Consider the following 15,148-nt stretch of genomic DNA (forward strand, 5'->3'; position numbering starts at 1 on the left):
GGAGACGACGATGACCGGGCCGAACGAACCGCAGGACTCGCCGGGGCAGAAGCCGCCGGAATCGACGGATCCATGGGCACCCAACCCGACCTCCGGGGGCGGTGAGCAGCCCGGATCACCGTGGGCGTCGCCCGCCGGCCAGCAGCAGTGGGGGCAGGGCAGCGGCACCGGCTGGGGACAGTCGACCGCCGGGCAGTCGCCGTGGCAACCCGACACCGGTGCGGGCGGGAACGCTCCGCAGCCCGGGTGGGCGCCGCCCGCCGGGCAGCAGACTCCCGCGCAGCCCGGTGCGGGGCATCAGAATCCGTGGGGTGCGCCGACCGGTGCGCCGCAACAGGGCTGGGGTCCGGCCCCACAGCCGCCCGCCCCCGGCTGGGGGCAGCCGGCACCCGGTCAGCAGGCACCAGGACAGGCACCGGGCTGGGGTCAGCAACCGGGCGCACAGCAGCCGTGGGGCGCGCCCGGCCAGCAACCGACGCAGCCCGTCCCCGGGTGGGGTGGGCAGCAGCCCGCCGGGGCGCAGCCCTGGGGAGCGCCCGCGAACACCTGGCAGCAGCCCGGCGGCGCGCCTCAGCAGAACGGCAAGTCGAAGCTGCCGTGGATCCTCGGCGGCGCCGGGCTCGTCGTGGTGCTCGCCATCGTCGGGATCCTCGCCACGACGATGTTCGGCGGGAAAGTCCTCGACACCGAATCCACCCAGGCGGGCATCGCGAAGGTGCTCACCGAGTCCTACGGGGCCGGGCAGGTCGGCGACGTGCAGTGCCCGAGCGATCAGAAGGTCGAGGCCGGCCACAGCTTCACCTGCGCGGTCACCGTGGACGGCCAGTTCCGGGAGGTGACCGTCACCGTCACCGACGACAACGGCACCTACGAGGTCGGCCGCCCCAACTGACCGGAAGCGGTCATCGGTCGGCCAGGGCCGCGACCAGCGCGGACACCGGCCGTTCCAGACCCCACCGCTGCGCCAGCGCGGTGAGCTGCTCCGGAGCGGCCGGTGCCTCCGGCAACACGTCCGAGCGGGACAGGTCCACGTCCGCGTCGGTGGCGACCCGCACCACCGGCAGCGCCGCATCCAGATAGTCCGCCGCAGCGGCGAGTTTGACCCGCATGCCCTTCGCCATCGACGACGACTTGTCGACCGCGGCCGCGCGCACCGCGTCGAGGGAGCCGTACTGCTGCAGCAACGACGCGGCGGTCTTTTCCCCGACCCCCTTGACGCCGGGGAGTCCGTCCGACGGGTCGCCGCGCAGCACCGCGAGTTCGGCGTAGGCGGCGCCGGCCCGCTCGCCGGGCACCCCGTAGCGTTCGGCGACCAACGCCGGATCGAACAACTCGGCCTTGGCCAATCCGCGCCCGGCGTAGAGCACTCGCACCGGCACCGGACTGTCGGCGACGACCTGCAGCAGGTCGCGGTCGCCGCTGACCACGATCACCCGGTCTATGGTCTCGCGGGCGGCGAGGGTACCGAGCACGTCGTCGGCCTCGAAACCGGCCGCCCCGCCGGTGGCGATGCCGGCGGCGGCGAGCACGTCGAGGATCACCGGCACCTGCGGCAGCAGCGCGGGTGGGACCTCCTCGACGGTGCCGTCCGACCCGGTGGCGACCCGGTGCGCCTTGTAACTGGGGATCGCCGCGACACGGAAGGCCGGCCGCCAGTCCAGATCCAGGCACACCACCAGCCGGGTGGGGCGGTGGGTGCGGATCAGCGAGGCCACCATGTCCACGAAGCCGCGCACCGCGTTGACCGGGCTGCCGTCGGGGGCGGTGACCTTCTCCGGGATGGCGTGGAAGGCGCGGAACCACAGGCTCGCGCCGTCGAGCAACATCAGCGTGGGGTCCGGTGCGGGCGTGGGGTTCTCCGGTGCGGTCACGGACCACATCCTGCCATCCGGCCGCGGCCACTAGGCTCGAAGACATGACCACTGCCGCCCCCCGATTCCCCGCCGACCGTTCCGCGGCCCGCCTGGCCCGCGCCGCCGAACTCGGTGCCGTCGCCGGCTTCGACGCGCTGCTCATCACCCCCGGACCGGACCTGCGGTATCTCACCGGTTCGCGCGCCGAGTCGTTCGAGCGCCTGACCTGCCTGGTGATCCCCACCGACGGCTCCGGCGCCACCGCGGTGGTGCCGCGGCTGGAGTTGGCGTCGCTGAACGACTCCGCGATCGGTGAGCTCGGTCTGCCGGTGCGGGACTGGGTGGACGGTCAGGATCCTTACGCGCTCGTGCGCGAACTCGTCGCGACGGCGGGGGCGTTCGCGGTGGCCGAGGCGATGCCGGCGCTGCACCTGGTGCCGCTGACCGCCCGGTTCGGCAACGCCCCGGCGCTTGCGACGTCGGTGATCCGGCAGCTGCGGATGGTCAAGGACACCGACGAGGTCGAGGCGTTGCGCCGCGCTGGTGCCGCCATCGACCGGGTGCACGCCCGCATGGGTGAATGGTTGCGCGCGGGACGCACCGAAGCCGAGGTGGCCGCGGACATCACCGCCGCGATCCTCGAAGAGGGACACACCGCGGCGGCGTTCGTCATCGTCGGTTCCGGCCCGCACGGCGCCGACCCGCACCACGAGGTGTCCGAGCGGGTCATCGAATCCGGCGACATCGTCGTCGTCGACATCGGTGGTCCCGTCGAACCTGGCTACTACTCGGATTCGACCCGCACCTACAGCATCGGCGAACCGGACCCGGAGATCGCGACGAAGATTGCGGTGCTCGAGAAGGCACAACAGACCGCAGTGGATGCGGTGCGGCCCGGCGTGCGCGCCGAGGACGTCGACGCCGCCGCCCGCAACCTGCTTGCCGCCGCCGGCTACGGGGAGGCGTTCGTGCACCGCACCGGGCACGGAATCGGCCTGTCGGTGCACGAGGAGCCGTACATCGTCTCCGGCAACGACGACATCCTGCAGCCCGGCATGGCGTTCAGCATCGAACCGGGCATCTACTTCCGCGGTGAGTGGGGTGCGCGGATCGAGGACATCGTCGTCGTCACCGAGGACGGCTGCGAGTCGATGAACCTGCGCCCGCACGGATTGACGGTGCTGCCGGGCTGACACCCGGCCGGGTTCACCGCTCGTCGAGCAGGGCGAGCAGCTTGTCGGCGAGGGAGACGTCGATGCTCGGGGTGCGGTCACTGTCCATCCCGCAGAGAGTAGACCCCCGCCACTGCATCCCGGAGCTCGACCCGGGACACTGGCCGCATGAACCACACCGCGCAGGGAACCGTCGTCATCTTCGGGGGACGCAGCGAGATCGGCGTCGAGGTCGCCACCCGACTCGCGCCGGGCCGCACCGTGATCCTCGCCGCCCGTCGCGCCGACGACCTCGCCGACGAGTGCGCCGCCGTGCGGGTAGCAGGCGCGACGGCGGTGCACCCGGTCGAGTTCGACGCCGACGCCCTCGACGCACACACCGCGGTGCTCGACCGGATCGCCGACTTCGGGCCGATCGATGTGGCGGTGCTGGCCTTCGGCATCCTCGGCGACCAGGCCCACGCGGAAACCGATGCGGCCCATGCGGTGTCGATCGTGCACACCGACTATCTCGCGCAGGTCGCGCTGCTCACCGACCTGGCCCAGCGGCTGCGCGCGCAGGGCTCGGGGCGGCTGGTGGTGTTCTCCTCCGTGGCCGGGTGGCGGGTGCGCCGCGCCAACTATGTGTACGGGTCGGCGAAGGCCGGCCTCGACGGTTTCGCGTCCGGCCTGGCGGATGCCTTGCACGGCAGCGGGGTGTCGTTGCTGCTGGTGCGCCCCGGTTTCGTGATCGGCCGGATGACGGAGGGCATGAGCCCTGCACCGTTGTCGAGCACCCCACCGCAGGTCGCCGGCGCGACGGTGCAGGCGCTGCACCGCGGGCGCGGGGAGGTGTGGGTGCCGGCGGTGCTGCGCCCGGTGTTCTTCGGGATGCGCCTGCTGCCGCGGGCGATGTGGCGGCGTTTGCCGCGCTGACGACTGCGGCAGACGGCGAGCGCTTCGCACAGACCGGGCCGATGTCGCTTGTCTCCCGCGTAGCCCTTGTCCGTATAGAGCGCCCTTGTCCGTATAGATCCGGTCGTCGCGGACTCCGGCCTTTGAGGGCTCCGTGGTGCGGTTGCAGATCTTGGCCCACGGTGCTGCATCGGGAATAGCCGATCAGGATTCCATCCATGAGGCGACGAAAGTGCTGTTTGGGTCAGCTATTCGAGACCGACATGCAGGACGGTTAAGCAGGACGGTCGGACGGCCGTCTTCCGCAGGACGCGATCGAGTGTCGGACCGTGTCGGGGTGTGCTGTTTGAGGATCGGTCCGCAAAATTGATCTTGTTCCGAAAACGAACGTATATGAAACGTCCGCCGCCGAATCGGGCGATGTGACCTTCGGGCCTGTATGACCGGGGATCTTCCGTGGAGTATGGCAGGTACGGGGTGATCTCAGGTGGTGCCGATGACGAGGGTTTCGGCGGCGGTGTCGATGACGTCAGCGGTGATGACGGTCAGATCGTTGATCTCGAGGATGCGATCGACCTGACGGAACAGGCGCTGGATGAGCCGGAAATTGCCGCCGGTCAGACGGGCGACGGCAGCAATGGCCTGGTGGTCGGTGAAGTCGGCAGGGTCCAGGCCCTCGGCGAGACTGCGCCAATGGTGGGTCAGCACGAAGATCAGTTCGTCGTGGGACAACGGCCGGTAGTGGTGGGCGAACCCGACGCGGCTGTAGAGCTGCGGGTAGCGCACGAAGCGTTTTTCGATGCCGGGCATGCCGATGAAAATCAGTCCGTGCTCCCCGCGGTCGTAGTGATCACGTAGGTGTTCGAGGGCGCTGGTGCTCAATCGTTCGGCTTCGTCGACGATGCACAACTCGACCCGGCTCGCTCGTCGGCTGCGGGGCCGGGGATGAGTCAGCGGCCGCGGCGGTGGGTTCAGGTGGGTGTCGATGCAGATCTCGGCGCGGGTGAGCAGTTGGTGCAGATCCTCGCGTAGCCGGCGGGGGGTGACCCCGACGTAGGGGGTGTAGACGATGGTGCGGGCCCGGGCGAGGGCGGCGTTGATGGGTTGTTCGGCGTCGTTGTCGCGGGGTCCCCAGTCGTCGAGGAGAGGTTCGACGGTGTCCCAGTGGGCGTAGCGGCGGGCGGAGAGGGTTTTGCCGACCCCGGCGGGGCCGAAGCACAGTCCGATGGTGCGATCGCGGCGGACCGCGTCGGCGAATTCGGTGAAACGGCGGTGTTCTTTGGTGACGATGAACCGGCCGCTGTCGGTGGGACTCACCGTTCAGTCCTCGCGGTAGGTGCGCAGCGTGGAACGGCGGCGGGCCGGAGCAGGCTCCGGCGCGGGTGGTGCGGCGGGGGCGGGGAGGTAGTCGGTGACGAGTTGGATGCGTTCGTGGATCTGGCTGCGCAGGCGGCGGCGGTGGGCGCGGCGGGCGGTGTCGATGTCTTTGAGGGAGATCGTCCGGCCGCTGTGTTCGGGGCTGATCGCGGTGCACAGATAGCGGTCGTGGTGGAAGACCCGGATGGCGGTGATGTCGCGGGGGTCGTAGCGGATGGTGACCGGTTCACGCACGTACGCGGCCAGGACCGGGTCGAGATAGCGCAGACCCTGGAAGTGGATCCCGTCGCGGTGCACGATCCGCCCGGTGGCGACCTGGACGAGCAGCAGATCCAACGTGTCGATGTTCTCGGGCAGCTGCGGCAGCCAGCCGTCGGCGAGCCAGCGCCGGTGTGGGCTCTCGCCGGTCTCGCGGTGGGGTCGCTGGTGGTACTGCTCGATGATGAAGCCGCGCATCCGGTGGTCGAGGTCGGTCACCGACAAGGCTGGCTCGGTGACCGGTCGGCCGTGGTCGAGGTGACCGGGTAGTTCGGGCAGCAGCTCACTGGTGAGGGTGCCGAAGAAGCGTTCGATCTTGCCGCGGCCCTGGGGCCGGGCGACGGTCGAGTGGATGAGGGTGATCTTCAGGTCGGCGGCGACCTGGCGCAGGTGGTCGCTGATGAAGTCGCTGCCGTGATCGGCGTAGAGGATTTCGGGGATCCCGCACATCGGCCAACTCGGATCGGCTTTGGTCCAGATCGCCTGCCGCAACGCCAAGGAGGTACCCAGGGTGGACGGCGCGCCGAGAGTGATGCTGTAGCCGGGCACGGCGCGGGAGTGATCGTCGAGAACCACCGTCAACCATGGCCGCACCGCGGTGCCGGCCGGGTCGAGGACCAGCACATCGAGCAGGGTGTGGTCGATCTGCCACATCCGGTTCGGGGCGTCGGCGGTGCGCCGGTAGACCAGCTCGTAGCGGTCCCGCCACCCCGCGGTGCCGTCGTGGGCGAGGGTGAGCAGCTCGGGGTCGAGGCCGCGGACGATGGCGTAGACGGTGCTGTAGGACGGGACGGGCCACTTCTGGTGGTCGGCGACGGTGGACACCCGCCGGTGGATCGCGGCGATGCTCGGCGGTGGGCGGGTCAGGGCCAGCCCTTCGATCAACTGGACCAGCTCCGGATGGGTGGTGCGGCCGCCGGTCCGGCGGGGTGTGCGGGCGAGTCCGGACAGGCCGTGGGCGCGGTAGTGCGCGAGCCAGCGGCGGGCGGTGCGTTCCCCGATGCCGGCCTCACGGGCCACCTGCGTCAGGGGGACACCGCCGGTCAGGTGCGGTTCGAGCATCCGGTAGCGGCGCATCGCCTCGGTGCGTTGCGCCGGGGTCAACTCCACCGCGGCCATCATCGATCCTCTAGGCACCCACCCGATTGATGACTCGTCGGGCACCTGGGATCGACGCTACGCCCCGCCCCCATTCGGTGACAGCACTCACCAAGCCCTACCGGGACCAAAGCCGCGCTCTCGGGGGGTGCGGGCGTCTGCCCCAGTACGACGCCGGCGCCGTCAGCAATACCGGCATTGCTTGCATTACTTGTGCACATTGCTTCGGCGAGCACCCTCGTGCAGCTACGGCTGCAGGTCTTCGAGCACGGTGAGCAGGTCGTCGAACAGGGCATCGGCGCGCTGTTCGATCTCGTCGAAGGTGTCGGCGAGGTCCTCGAGGTCCTGATGATCGCGACGGCGAGCCGCGATCCCGCGTTCGTAGTAGTCCGGGTCGAGAACCACCTCGGGTTCGGTCCCTGCCTCGTCGGTGTCCGGCGGGACCACCGGCAGTGTCGGGCGGTTGGGGGCGCGGCCGGACAGGTGAGCGCGTACCAGCGCCGAGATCGACTGGGCGGTCATCGACTGTCCGTGGGGCAGGTGTCCCCAGCGGTCGATCGGACACACCAGCGGTTGGCGTCCCTGCTCGGCGGTGAGCGGATTGGCGAGAATGTCGACCGGGTCGGTGAGGTAATGGCGCAGCAGATGCGTGCCGGGATTCTCGTCGAGAAACGCCTGGATGTGCGCCCACCGCCGGTAGATCGCCACCGCGGGATGGTCCTCAGCATCGGGTGCGGGGGTGAGGCGTATGCGTTCCCCGGCCCGGGTGGTGACCTCGAGGGCCCCGTCGTCGATGCGGATGTCGCGGCGGCGCAGCCGGGTGATGTCGGCAAAGCTCAGGCCGGTGGCGGCGAGCACGAGCAGCAGCGCATCGCGGCGGCCGAACAGTCCACTGGGCCAGCCCTCGGTCGGCAACGCGGCGGCGGTGCGCAGCAGGATCGGTGCGAGTCGATCGGATCGCCGGCCGCGGGTGGTGTCGAGGTGGCGGCGCACCGTCTCGGTGCGCCCGGGCGGTGGGTAGCCGTGCCGGGTGTGGACGGTGTTGATTGCCGACAGTCGGCGCCGCTGCGTCGCCATCGCCGCGGGATGCTCGCGCACGAACATCGCCAACGTCTGCGGGGCGGCGGGGATCGGCCGCTGGTCGGCGGCAAGGCACCAGTCGGCGAACAGTGCCCAGTCGTGCCGATCCCGCTTCGGGATCCGCAGCCCCGCCAGCGATATCGAGTGGTCGGTCAGAGGGGGTGTGGTGGTCACGGTGCTACAAACCCAAATTCGTGACAGCGTTGCCGATCAACGGGGCATTCTCGCGGGCGTAGACCTCGAGCATCGCCGGAGTGCTGTGCCCGGTCTGGCGCATGATCGCGTGCGCGGAGGCCCCGTTGCGGAACGCTTGGGTGACGAACCCGGCCCGCAGCGAATGCCCACCGAGCTGTTGTACGAGCTCGGGGTCGTAGCCGGCCTGCTCGGCGCGGCGGCGGATCGCCTTGTGCACCGCCGCCCCCGACAAGGCGGTCTCGGAAAGGTTGCCGTTTTTGCGGATCGACCGCAGCAACGGCGCATCGGAGGCGGTACGCGGACGCGGCCCCCGGCACACATGGGATTCGAAGGGTTCGGCGGTGCGCAGCAACCGGATCACCGCGGGACGCCCACCACTGTCGTAGGCGGCGACGATCTGCGCCCACCGCATCCACGCACACGGCGGACAACTGAGATGACCGTGCGTGAACGGCAGGGCGCGGATGGTGCCGCGGCCCTCCTGATCGGTCTTGGACTTGCGCAGGCGGATGTGCAGCCCATCGAGCCGGTGCAGCGAGATGTCCCCGCAGGTCAGGCCGACGAGTTCGCTGCGGCAGAACGCCCCGGCGAACCCGAGCAGCACGATCGCGGTGTCGCGGCGTTCGAGGACCTCATCGGCCCAGCTGCCGCAGCTGGTCCGTGCCCGCTCGACGATGGTGAGGACATCGGCGGTCAGCAGCGGTGCCCGCGGGCTGCGGGGCCGGTCCCCGGCGGTGGCGTAGTCCCGGCGGATCCCGGACATCGTCCGGCGCACCAGGTCATCGCCGGTGGGACTGGACTGTCCCGATTCGCGGTGATGCGCCAGCGTGGCCGGGGCGTAGGCACGCGTGCCGTCCGGGGTGAGGGTGTCGGCCGCGGCGACCAGATAGGCGGCGACGGTCGCCGGATGCGCCGGCAACGGCTGATGTCCTTCGCTGCGGCACCAGGTGGTGAATTTCCGCCACGCCGAGGCGTAGGTGCGGCGGGTCCCGGCGGAGCGGGACGAGGCCACCGAGGCACCGATCCGTTCGAGAATCTGCGGCGCAAGATCGGGCAGGTCGAGGGAAGAACCGGCCTTGGATGTCTCCACGACCTCACCGGCGGGGATGTGCTCGCTGTCCACGACCAGCGACGCTACCGAGGTGCGCCGACACAGATCTATGAATGGATCGAGTGCCGCGGCCGCCGAGGGTGTCGGTGCCTGTTGTCATGATCATCTGGTCGGGATGGCCGCACCACACGCAGAGCAGGGGATGTTCCGTGACCTACCACCAAGTCAAGCTTCCGTTCAGCAACCTGCGCAATCCGCTCGGGATCGACGTGGACCGAGAGCGGAACACCTACGTCACCGATCAGGGCAGCCACACCGTCATCACACTCAGCGCTACCGGTGAGCAGACCGTCGTGCCGCTGCAGGGCCTGTCGATGCCGTGCGGAGTGAAGGTCACCGACGAGGGCAGCATCTACGTTGCCGATCAGGGCAACGACCGGGTCGTCGTCCTCGACCCCGACGGCAACCAGAGGACCTTGGGGTTCGTCGGATTGAACCGTCCTTCCGGGGTCGATGTCGCTGTTGATGGAACCGTCTATGTCACCGACAGCAACAACAGTCGCGTTCTTGCGCTTCCCCCGGGCGGTGACCAGGTCGAACTGCCGTTCACCTTCGATGCTTCCGCGCAGCCGTGGGGAATCGTCGTCGATGCGGACAACAGTGTGATCGTCACCGTCCGGCACCACGGCGTCGAACCGATCAAAAAGCTCAGCGCCGACGGCGTAGAGACAACCCTGGGATTCGGGAAGACCGGTTCACCGACCGACGTCGATGTCGACGCCGACGGGAACGTCTACATCACCAACTTCGGTGCAGATTCGTTCACCGACAACATCGCCCGCCTGGACCGCAACGGCAACGCCTCGCGAGTTCCGTTCCGTGAACTGAGCGTGCTCCGGCCGATCGGCATCGCAGTCGATCACCGCGGCGGTATCACCGTGCTCGATTGGCTCGGTGTGGTGTACCGACTCGACAAGACCGACGCCACCACCGCGGTGACGCAGGTGTGAAGGTGGGCTCCTGCGGCGCCGCGGATCGAGGCCGGTGATCTACTCCGGGGGGTATCTCGGGGTGGATCGGAGTGGTCGAGAGGTGTACCGCGGGTTGCAGCGGCTCAGGGCTTACGGGACGGGACGCTCGCCTTTGTCGATCCGCTGCTTCCGCAGGAGATACTCGCCTTCCGAGATCTCCGCCAGAGCGGGCACGACAGGGCCGGCCCACCCACCGTCGATGGTGTCGGGGCAGTAGCCGACGGCAAAGCTTGCAGGCTCGTCCTCGAGACCGACCCAGTCCACCAGAATGTGTTGCACCGTAGGACTGGTGATCCGGCCCGGATGGCCGTGGAACAGCATCGGAGGCCCCGTCTCGGGATTGAGAATGTCGCGGTCGGTGTCGGGGCCGCGATAGGCCACGGGCACATCCTGGCGTACGCGCGTCGTCGCGATCGCCTCGTCCCCTCCCATGCCATCAGTATCCGACGTGATCGATTGCGCGCGCTGCTAGGACCATAGACACTGCGGTATGGCCACCTCCACGCATCGATCCCTCTCCACCTGCGCCGCAGCCGCAGCCGCGACAACGCTGCAGGCGGCACTGAATCTGGCGTTGCTGGGGGTGGCCGCATTCGGCCTGGGCGTGGCGGGCCTGGCAGCACGATCGTTTCCCGTCCCCTGGTCCGGTTTCGCCGTGCCGGCGGTCTTCGTCGTACTCGCTGTGATCGCGGCAACGCCGTGGTTCGACCCACCCCCGGGGCGGTGGCGTACCGGTTACACCGCCGTCGCCGCGATCTGTGTGGTGGCCACACCCTGGATGCCTGCCGCGGTTCAGGTAGCCGGTGCGCTGACAGTGCTCGGGGTCGGATTCGCGATCATCGGCTTGAGTGAACACCTGCCGGCGGTGCGCAATGCTGGGCTCAGTGCGATCGTCATCGGGGCGCTGTCCTCCTCGGACCTCGGACGTGGGTGGCTGCCGCTGGCTGAGACCGGCACCTACCATCTGGTCCCGGCCTTGGTCACCGCGCTCGTCGGCGTGTGCGCCGCGGCGGTCGGGGTGGGGCTGCTGCTGCGCCGCCGAGGGGGATTCCTGTGACTTTCCGTGCTACGTCTCGACACAGATATCGGTCGGGGATCGTCCGGGTGTTCGCGCTGGCAGGTGCCGCCGTCGGCGTGATTTTGTATGTCGCCGCCTTCTTCATCACTGCGCCGACCGAGGTGTGCATGACTCGACTGGCATCGAGCATGACCGGTTCCGAGGCGGTGATTGCGACCTCAGCGAGCGCCGGCAGGCAGTGGGTGGGGATCGTCGCATCCCGCTGTCAGTGGACGTTCGCGACCGGGCCCCACGCCGGTGCTTCCGTGTCCGAGCGTGTCGTGGAATGGGGGCCGTCGGCATTGGCGATCGTTGGTCTTGTCGTCGCGGTGGCCGGCGTGGGGAGCTGGATGTGGTTCCGCACCAAGCACATAAATGTTGCGCGGACCGACCGCGGGTGACGTCACTTCACTATCACTCATATCCCCCGGACGAGGACGCCGCGCCGGCCTGGCTACGCGAGCACGAATGCGCCAGGCGAACGCTCACGTTCACCACGTCCAGCAACGTCGAGTATCGCCGTAGCCACCGGTGCCCAAAGGCTGCCGCGACTACCCGGGGTATCGACCGAGCGCATCGCCTACACCCAACGGAGCCGACGACGCGGTCACTGATGCGGCTGCTACCGACAGTGCGGCCCGGCCAAGGCGCATATCCACGCTCTGCTGATCTTCCAGACGCCGTGCTCAGCCACGAGCGGGACGACGGCGCTGTCCCCGGGCGCGACGGTGATGGCCTGCGCACCACCACCGGGGGCACCGGTGCCCACCACCGAGACCGCCAGAGCCTGTTCACCATCCGGTACGACAGTGGTGGCGCGCAGCGTCGCCTCGCCGGTGTGCGCTACCTGCTGGACGGGATCGGGTGTGTCGAGACTGGCACCTTCGAACAGGAGCACGCGCGTATCCAGATCGACGTCGTAGTCGAACGCGGCAGCGAGCATCTCGGTGACCTGCTCCGCCGACGGAATCGTGGAGGCGGGCAACTCGAGGGACGAGTGCGCCGGTGGGAACGCGTCCGCAGAAGTGGGGACGGGCCCGGTGGCCGGCGAGCCCGGATCGGTGCTGCACCCGCAGATCGCCACGCCTGCGACGATGGCGGCTACGATGCTGCTCAGCAGGCGTGCGGTCATGGAAGTGTCCTTGCGGGTGGGCGGTGTCGAACAGGGGGCAAGACGCCAGAATATCCATGCCGATCGAGCCAGGACCAGCGTCGAGGCCGCCCCTACCTCCAGGACAACAGCCCGTTCAGCGGTGGGCTTGCTACGGCAAGCGATCGACCACGTGGGCGAGAAATAAGCAGGTACTTCACTCGATTCGCGTGAAATCGACCCAGCCTCCCTCGCCGCCGGGAGTATCGGAACGCGGGTACGGATAGGGAGCCGGACCCCGTGACGGTGCTCGAAACGGCGCCAATGTGTGGGTGACGGATCCGAGCGTCAACGTCAGCGGCTGTGGGGTGCTTGCCCATTCGCACAGGACCAGTGGACCGAGGCGGTGCACCGGGACGACGGTGCCGTCGGCGAGCTGAGCTGCTGCCGCTGTCGGTGTGTTCAGCGCGCCGATCACCAGCCACCATGTCGGGTCGGGGCTGTCTCCGGGCCAGACCTGCTGTTTGATCTCGTGCGGGAAACTCTCCGGATCGGTGGTGTACATGACGGACACCGGCGACCAGTATTCGTTCTCGATCGTGGACGCGGGAGCGATTCGCATCATGTCGTCCTCCCGCCATTGGATCGACAGGTCCGAACGTGGCAAGACCAGGGTGTAGAACTCCATGCGTACACCTCCGACATGGGATCACGGCGTGCCGTTGTGCCCACGGTAGATGACGCTTCGCGTGCCGGCGCGCCCTCCGACCCTTCGACGCTCGCGTGAAGTATCCCGGCAGCAGGGCCGTCATTTCTGAAACGGTCAGCAAGGGACAGAACTTCTTCGAAGACCTTACGGTGGCCTCATGGGACGAACGAGCGGACTGGTTGCAGCGTCACTGTCGATCGGGACGGTGGTCCTGACCGGTTGTGTATCCAATACCGAGAAGCCGGAGACCTTCCCCGCTACGGTGACCGTCGTCGGGAACGCGGAGCACGCCGATCCCCAGACCGGACAGTGCATCATCGCCGCCGTCCCGGTCGCACCGAACGACACGGTGTGGATACACGGTGAGAGCGCGGCCGCCTCGGCACGTTCTGTGCTGGAAGTCGGCACCGTCGATCGCAACGCCGACGCTACGGGTGTTTGTACCTATGTAGCGCACTTCGACGCGGTCCCTGCGAATCAACGCGGCTACACGATTACTGTGAACCGGTTCGAGTCGCCCTCTTTCCACGCGGGCGAGATCGAGGAGGGAGCGACGTTCTATCTACACGAGTTCCCCCCGGCAGCGACCCGTCGGGCATCGGTGACGGCGACCGCGTGGGGACACCATGATGGGGTAGGAACCTCGGTCCGCAGCACCCGGCGCAGCGTGCGGTCATTGCGCAGGTCGTCAAGCTCGAGGATTCTCAGCGCCTACGGGATGGGACGTTCGCCTTTGTCGATCCGCTGCTTCCGCAGGAGGTACTCGTCTTCCGAGATCTCCGCCAGAGCGGGCACGACAGGGCCGGCCCACCCACCGTCGATGGTGTCGGGGCAGTAGCCGACGGCAAAGCTTGCAGGCTCGTCCTCGAGACCGACCCAGTCCACCAGAATGTGTTGCACTGCAGGACTGGTGATCCGGCCCGGATGGCCGTGGAACAGCATCGGAGGCCCCGTCTCGGGATTGAGAATGTCGCGGTCGGTGTCGGGGCCGCGATAGGCCACGGGCACATCCTGGCGTACGCGCGTCGTCGCGATCGCCTCGTCCTCTCCCATGTCGTCAGTGTCTCCTCCGACAACCCTGTACTGCATCATCGGGAGATGACTTCCCGAGGCGTCGTCCGATTCTGGAACAGTGAGGACGGGTGGGGCGTCATCGACTGCGAACAGACCCCCGGAGGCTGCTGGGTTCACTTCAGCGAGGTCAAGGTTGAGGGCTTCAGAAAACTCATCCCTGGCCGGCACGTCGCCTTCGAGTGGCAGACAGCGAGCGGTCCGGTGGAGGGCTTCGCCTTCGTAGCGGTGCGCGTGCACCCGGTCGACGATAAGTGACGATCGTCGTCTCCCATACGGAAGTCGGGTGCGCCGAAGCGCAGGTCACCGTCGCGGGTTACTGCCCGTAGGGGCGCGGGGGGAGCGGGTTGATCTCGTCGCTGTCCCAGGTGACCTTCCGGAGCTTGCTGGTGTCGATGACCTCCAGATCGGGGTGCGCGGCGAGCGCCAGGGCGCAGTCGGTGGACGAGCCGATGTAGGTCGACATCAGGTCGATGTCGGTGGCGACGAGCCATGCCCGGTCCTGCGGCCACCATAGGTTCGGCCCCCACGAGCCCAGGGTGCGTACGACATCGCGCACGGTGCCGTGCACGAGGAGGTTGTCCCGGTGTGGGAGGCGGAGCAGCGGTCCGGGTGCAGGAAGGTGCAGGGCCTGGCCGGCGCGGCCTTCCCAGAAACCGAACCAGCACTCGTCCGGGGTGCTGGTGTGCTCGACGAGAACCTCGGCGAGGGCCGCGAACTGCTCTTCCGGCATATCACCTCGGTCGGGCTTTCGGTGCCAGACGAGGTCGCGGCCGTCCCCGACTCCATTGTGGATACCGGCCTGCAGCAGCGAGCCTCACTCGACGGTCTGGTGGATCACCCCGCCGGTATGGGCGGCGACCTCGGCCCAGCGCACCGGAACCTGCTGCCCGGTGTCGGGGTCGATCCGGGCGGCAGGGTGCAGCACCCGTGAGTACAGCGTGTAGATCGGGGGCACCAGCGATCCGACGGTGTACTCGAAGCGTGGCAGGGCGTCTGCGATCCAGTCGCCGCTGGTGGTGTCGTCGAGTACGTCGTCGATCCGCCACACCAGCGGCTGCGAGTTCGGGTCGACATGGCGATTCATCTGCTGCCGGTCGCGGGGACCGGAGTCGCTGTGCTCACTCACGTATCCGACCCTGCCACACCGCGGTCGTGCCGGGCGCCCGTCTACAGCGCGGGATTCGCTCTGGCGGACGAGATGCAGCGGAC

General features: G+C 68.7%; 18 protein-coding genes. 7 read left to right on the top strand and 11 right to left on the bottom strand.

The window, feature by feature from the left end:
• The first annotated feature begins 10 nt into the window (after positions 1–10).
• Positions 11–892 carry a DUF4333 domain-containing protein gene (locus IM25_RS27005; protein WP_033098392.1) on the top strand — a complete coding sequence of 294 codons (882 nt, stop codon included), beginning with the start codon at positions 11–13 and terminating at the stop codon, positions 890–892.
• 10 nt (positions 893–902) lie between these two features.
• On the opposite strand, the gene IM25_RS18030 is transcribed toward IM25_RS27005, so the two are convergent.
• Entirely contained in the window at positions 903–1,880 is a 978-nt protein-coding gene (locus IM25_RS18030) for a 5'-3' exonuclease (RefSeq protein ID WP_065996219.1), read from the bottom strand.
• Between the two features lie 35 nt (positions 1,881–1,915).
• Between IM25_RS18030 and IM25_RS18035 the strand changes: the two genes are divergently transcribed.
• Positions 1,916–3,046, top strand: a complete 1,131-nt coding sequence (locus tag IM25_RS18035) for a M24 family metallopeptidase (RefSeq protein WP_065996220.1) — start codon at positions 1,916–1,918, stop codon at positions 3,044–3,046.
• A gap of 147 nt (positions 3,047–3,193) precedes the next feature.
• A complete protein-coding gene (locus IM25_RS18040; protein ID WP_033098357.1) occupies positions 3,194–3,940 on the top strand; it encodes an SDR family NAD(P)-dependent oxidoreductase in 747 nt (248 codons plus the stop codon).
• A 462-nt stretch (positions 3,941–4,402) separates the two neighbouring features.
• Here IM25_RS18040 and IM25_RS18045 read toward each other — a convergent pair whose 3' ends face one another.
• The 4 genes from IM25_RS18045 to IM25_RS18060 all read right to left on the bottom strand — a co-directional run bounded on the left by IM25_RS18045 (position 4,403) and on the right by IM25_RS18060 (position 9,050).
• Positions 4,403–5,236, bottom strand: coding sequence for an AAA family ATPase (locus IM25_RS18045; protein WP_065996221.1), 834 nt, complete (start codon positions 5,234–5,236; stop codon positions 4,403–4,405).
• A 3-nt stretch (positions 5,237–5,239) separates the two neighbouring features.
• A complete protein-coding gene (locus tag IM25_RS18050) occupies positions 5,240–6,676 on the bottom strand; it encodes a Mu transposase C-terminal domain-containing protein (protein WP_232333356.1) in 1,437 nt (478 codons plus the stop codon).
• Between the two features lie 222 nt (positions 6,677–6,898).
• Positions 6,899–7,906, bottom strand: coding sequence for a hypothetical protein (locus tag IM25_RS18055; RefSeq protein ID WP_065996222.1), 1,008 nt, complete (start codon positions 7,904–7,906; stop codon positions 6,899–6,901).
• Positions 7,907–7,910: 4 nt separating this feature from the next.
• Positions 7,911–9,050 carry a tyrosine-type recombinase/integrase gene (locus IM25_RS18060; protein WP_033098359.1) on the bottom strand — a complete coding sequence of 380 codons (1,140 nt, stop codon included), beginning with the start codon at positions 9,048–9,050 and terminating at the stop codon, positions 7,911–7,913.
• 137 nt (positions 9,051–9,187) lie between these two features.
• Here IM25_RS18060 and IM25_RS18065 point away from each other — a divergent pair, with 137 nt between their 5' ends.
• The gene (locus IM25_RS18065; protein ID WP_161793638.1) at positions 9,188–9,988 is read left to right on the top strand and encodes a hypothetical protein; all 801 of its coding nucleotides are present in this window, start codon (positions 9,188–9,190) and stop codon (positions 9,986–9,988) included.
• A 111-nt stretch (positions 9,989–10,099) separates the two neighbouring features.
• On the opposite strand, the gene IM25_RS18070 is transcribed toward IM25_RS18065, so the two are convergent.
• Entirely contained in the window at positions 10,100–10,441 is a 342-nt protein-coding gene (locus IM25_RS18070; RefSeq protein ID WP_065996223.1) for a hypothetical protein, read from the bottom strand.
• Between the two features lie 58 nt (positions 10,442–10,499).
• Here IM25_RS18070 and IM25_RS18075 point away from each other — a divergent pair, with 58 nt between their 5' ends.
• A complete protein-coding gene (locus IM25_RS18075; protein ID WP_033098362.1) occupies positions 10,500–11,066 on the top strand; it encodes a hypothetical protein in 567 nt (188 codons plus the stop codon).
• A gap of 47 nt (positions 11,067–11,113) precedes the next feature.
• Entirely contained in the window at positions 11,114–11,467 is a 354-nt protein-coding gene (locus IM25_RS18080; protein ID WP_033098363.1) for a hypothetical protein, read from the top strand.
• Between the two features lie 221 nt (positions 11,468–11,688).
• On the opposite strand, the gene IM25_RS18085 is transcribed toward IM25_RS18080, so the two are convergent.
• The 3 genes from IM25_RS18085 to IM25_RS18095 all read right to left on the bottom strand — a co-directional run bounded on the left by IM25_RS18085 (position 11,689) and on the right by IM25_RS18095 (position 13,918).
• The gene (locus IM25_RS18085) at positions 11,689–12,198 is read right to left on the bottom strand and encodes a hypothetical protein (RefSeq protein WP_033098364.1); all 510 of its coding nucleotides are present in this window, start codon (positions 12,196–12,198) and stop codon (positions 11,689–11,691) included.
• Positions 12,199–12,373: 175 nt separating this feature from the next.
• Positions 12,374–12,844 (bottom strand): hypothetical protein, encoded by a 471-nt coding sequence (locus IM25_RS18090; RefSeq protein WP_065996224.1) that lies wholly within the window; start codon positions 12,842–12,844, stop codon positions 12,374–12,376.
• A gap of 732 nt (positions 12,845–13,576) precedes the next feature.
• Positions 13,577–13,918, bottom strand: a complete 342-nt coding sequence (locus IM25_RS18095) for a hypothetical protein (RefSeq protein WP_033098366.1) — start codon at positions 13,916–13,918, stop codon at positions 13,577–13,579.
• Between the two features lie 45 nt (positions 13,919–13,963).
• Here IM25_RS18095 and IM25_RS18100 point away from each other — a divergent pair, with 45 nt between their 5' ends.
• Positions 13,964–14,194, top strand: a complete 231-nt coding sequence (locus IM25_RS18100; protein ID WP_033098367.1) for a cold shock domain-containing protein — start codon at positions 13,964–13,966, stop codon at positions 14,192–14,194.
• Positions 14,195–14,252: 58 nt separating this feature from the next.
• On the opposite strand, the gene IM25_RS18105 is transcribed toward IM25_RS18100, so the two are convergent.
• Complete coding sequence (locus IM25_RS18105) at positions 14,253–14,669, bottom strand: hypothetical protein (protein ID WP_052040147.1); 417 nt, start codon at positions 14,667–14,669, stop codon at positions 14,253–14,255.
• 84 nt (positions 14,670–14,753) lie between these two features.
• Entirely contained in the window at positions 14,754–15,065 is a 312-nt protein-coding gene (locus tag IM25_RS18110) for a hypothetical protein (protein WP_052040148.1), read from the bottom strand.
• Between the last annotated feature and the right edge of the window lie 83 nt (positions 15,066–15,148).

The organism is Rhodococcus sp. p52, assembly GCF_000763325.2.
In the GTDB taxonomy this organism is placed as follows: Bacteria; Actinomycetota; Actinomycetes; order Mycobacteriales; family Mycobacteriaceae; genus Rhodococcus; species Rhodococcus pyridinivorans.

Bases quoted from the DNA above. Each gene is read 5' to 3' on its own strand.
- IM25_RS18050 (WP_232333356.1), bottom strand. From the start codon at position 6,676: ATGATGGCCGCGGTGGAGTTGACCCCGGCGCAACGCACCGAGGCGATG.
- IM25_RS18040 (WP_033098357.1), top strand. From the start codon at position 3,194: ATGAACCACACCGCGCAGGGAACCGTCGTCATCTTCGGGGGACGCAGC.
- IM25_RS18035 (WP_065996220.1), top strand. From the start codon at position 1,916: ATGACCACTGCCGCCCCCCGATTCCCCGCCGACCGTTCCGCGGCCCGC.
- IM25_RS18095 (WP_033098366.1), bottom strand. From the start codon at position 13,918: ATGGGAGAGGACGAGGCGATCGCGACGACGCGCGTACGCCAGGATGTG.
- IM25_RS18100 (WP_033098367.1), top strand. From the start codon at position 13,964: ATGACTTCCCGAGGCGTCGTCCGATTCTGGAACAGTGAGGACGGGTGG.
- IM25_RS18090 (WP_065996224.1), bottom strand. From the start codon at position 12,844: ATGGAGTTCTACACCCTGGTCTTGCCACGTTCGGACCTGTCGATCCAA.
- IM25_RS18105 (WP_052040147.1), bottom strand. From the start codon at position 14,669: ATGCCGGAAGAGCAGTTCGCGGCCCTCGCCGAGGTTCTCGTCGAGCAC.
- IM25_RS18070 (WP_065996223.1), bottom strand. From the start codon at position 10,441: ATGGGAGGGGACGAGGCGATCGCGACGACGCGCGTACGCCAGGATGTG.
- IM25_RS18030 (WP_065996219.1), bottom strand. From the start codon at position 1,880: ATGTGGTCCGTGACCGCACCGGAGAACCCCACGCCCGCACCGGACCCC.
- IM25_RS18085 (WP_033098364.1), bottom strand. From the start codon at position 12,198: ATGACCGCACGCCTGCTGAGCAGCATCGTAGCCGCCATCGTCGCAGGC.
- IM25_RS27005 (WP_033098392.1), top strand. From the start codon at position 11: ATGACCGGGCCGAACGAACCGCAGGACTCGCCGGGGCAGAAGCCGCCG.
- IM25_RS18075 (WP_033098362.1), top strand. From the start codon at position 10,500: ATGGCCACCTCCACGCATCGATCCCTCTCCACCTGCGCCGCAGCCGCA.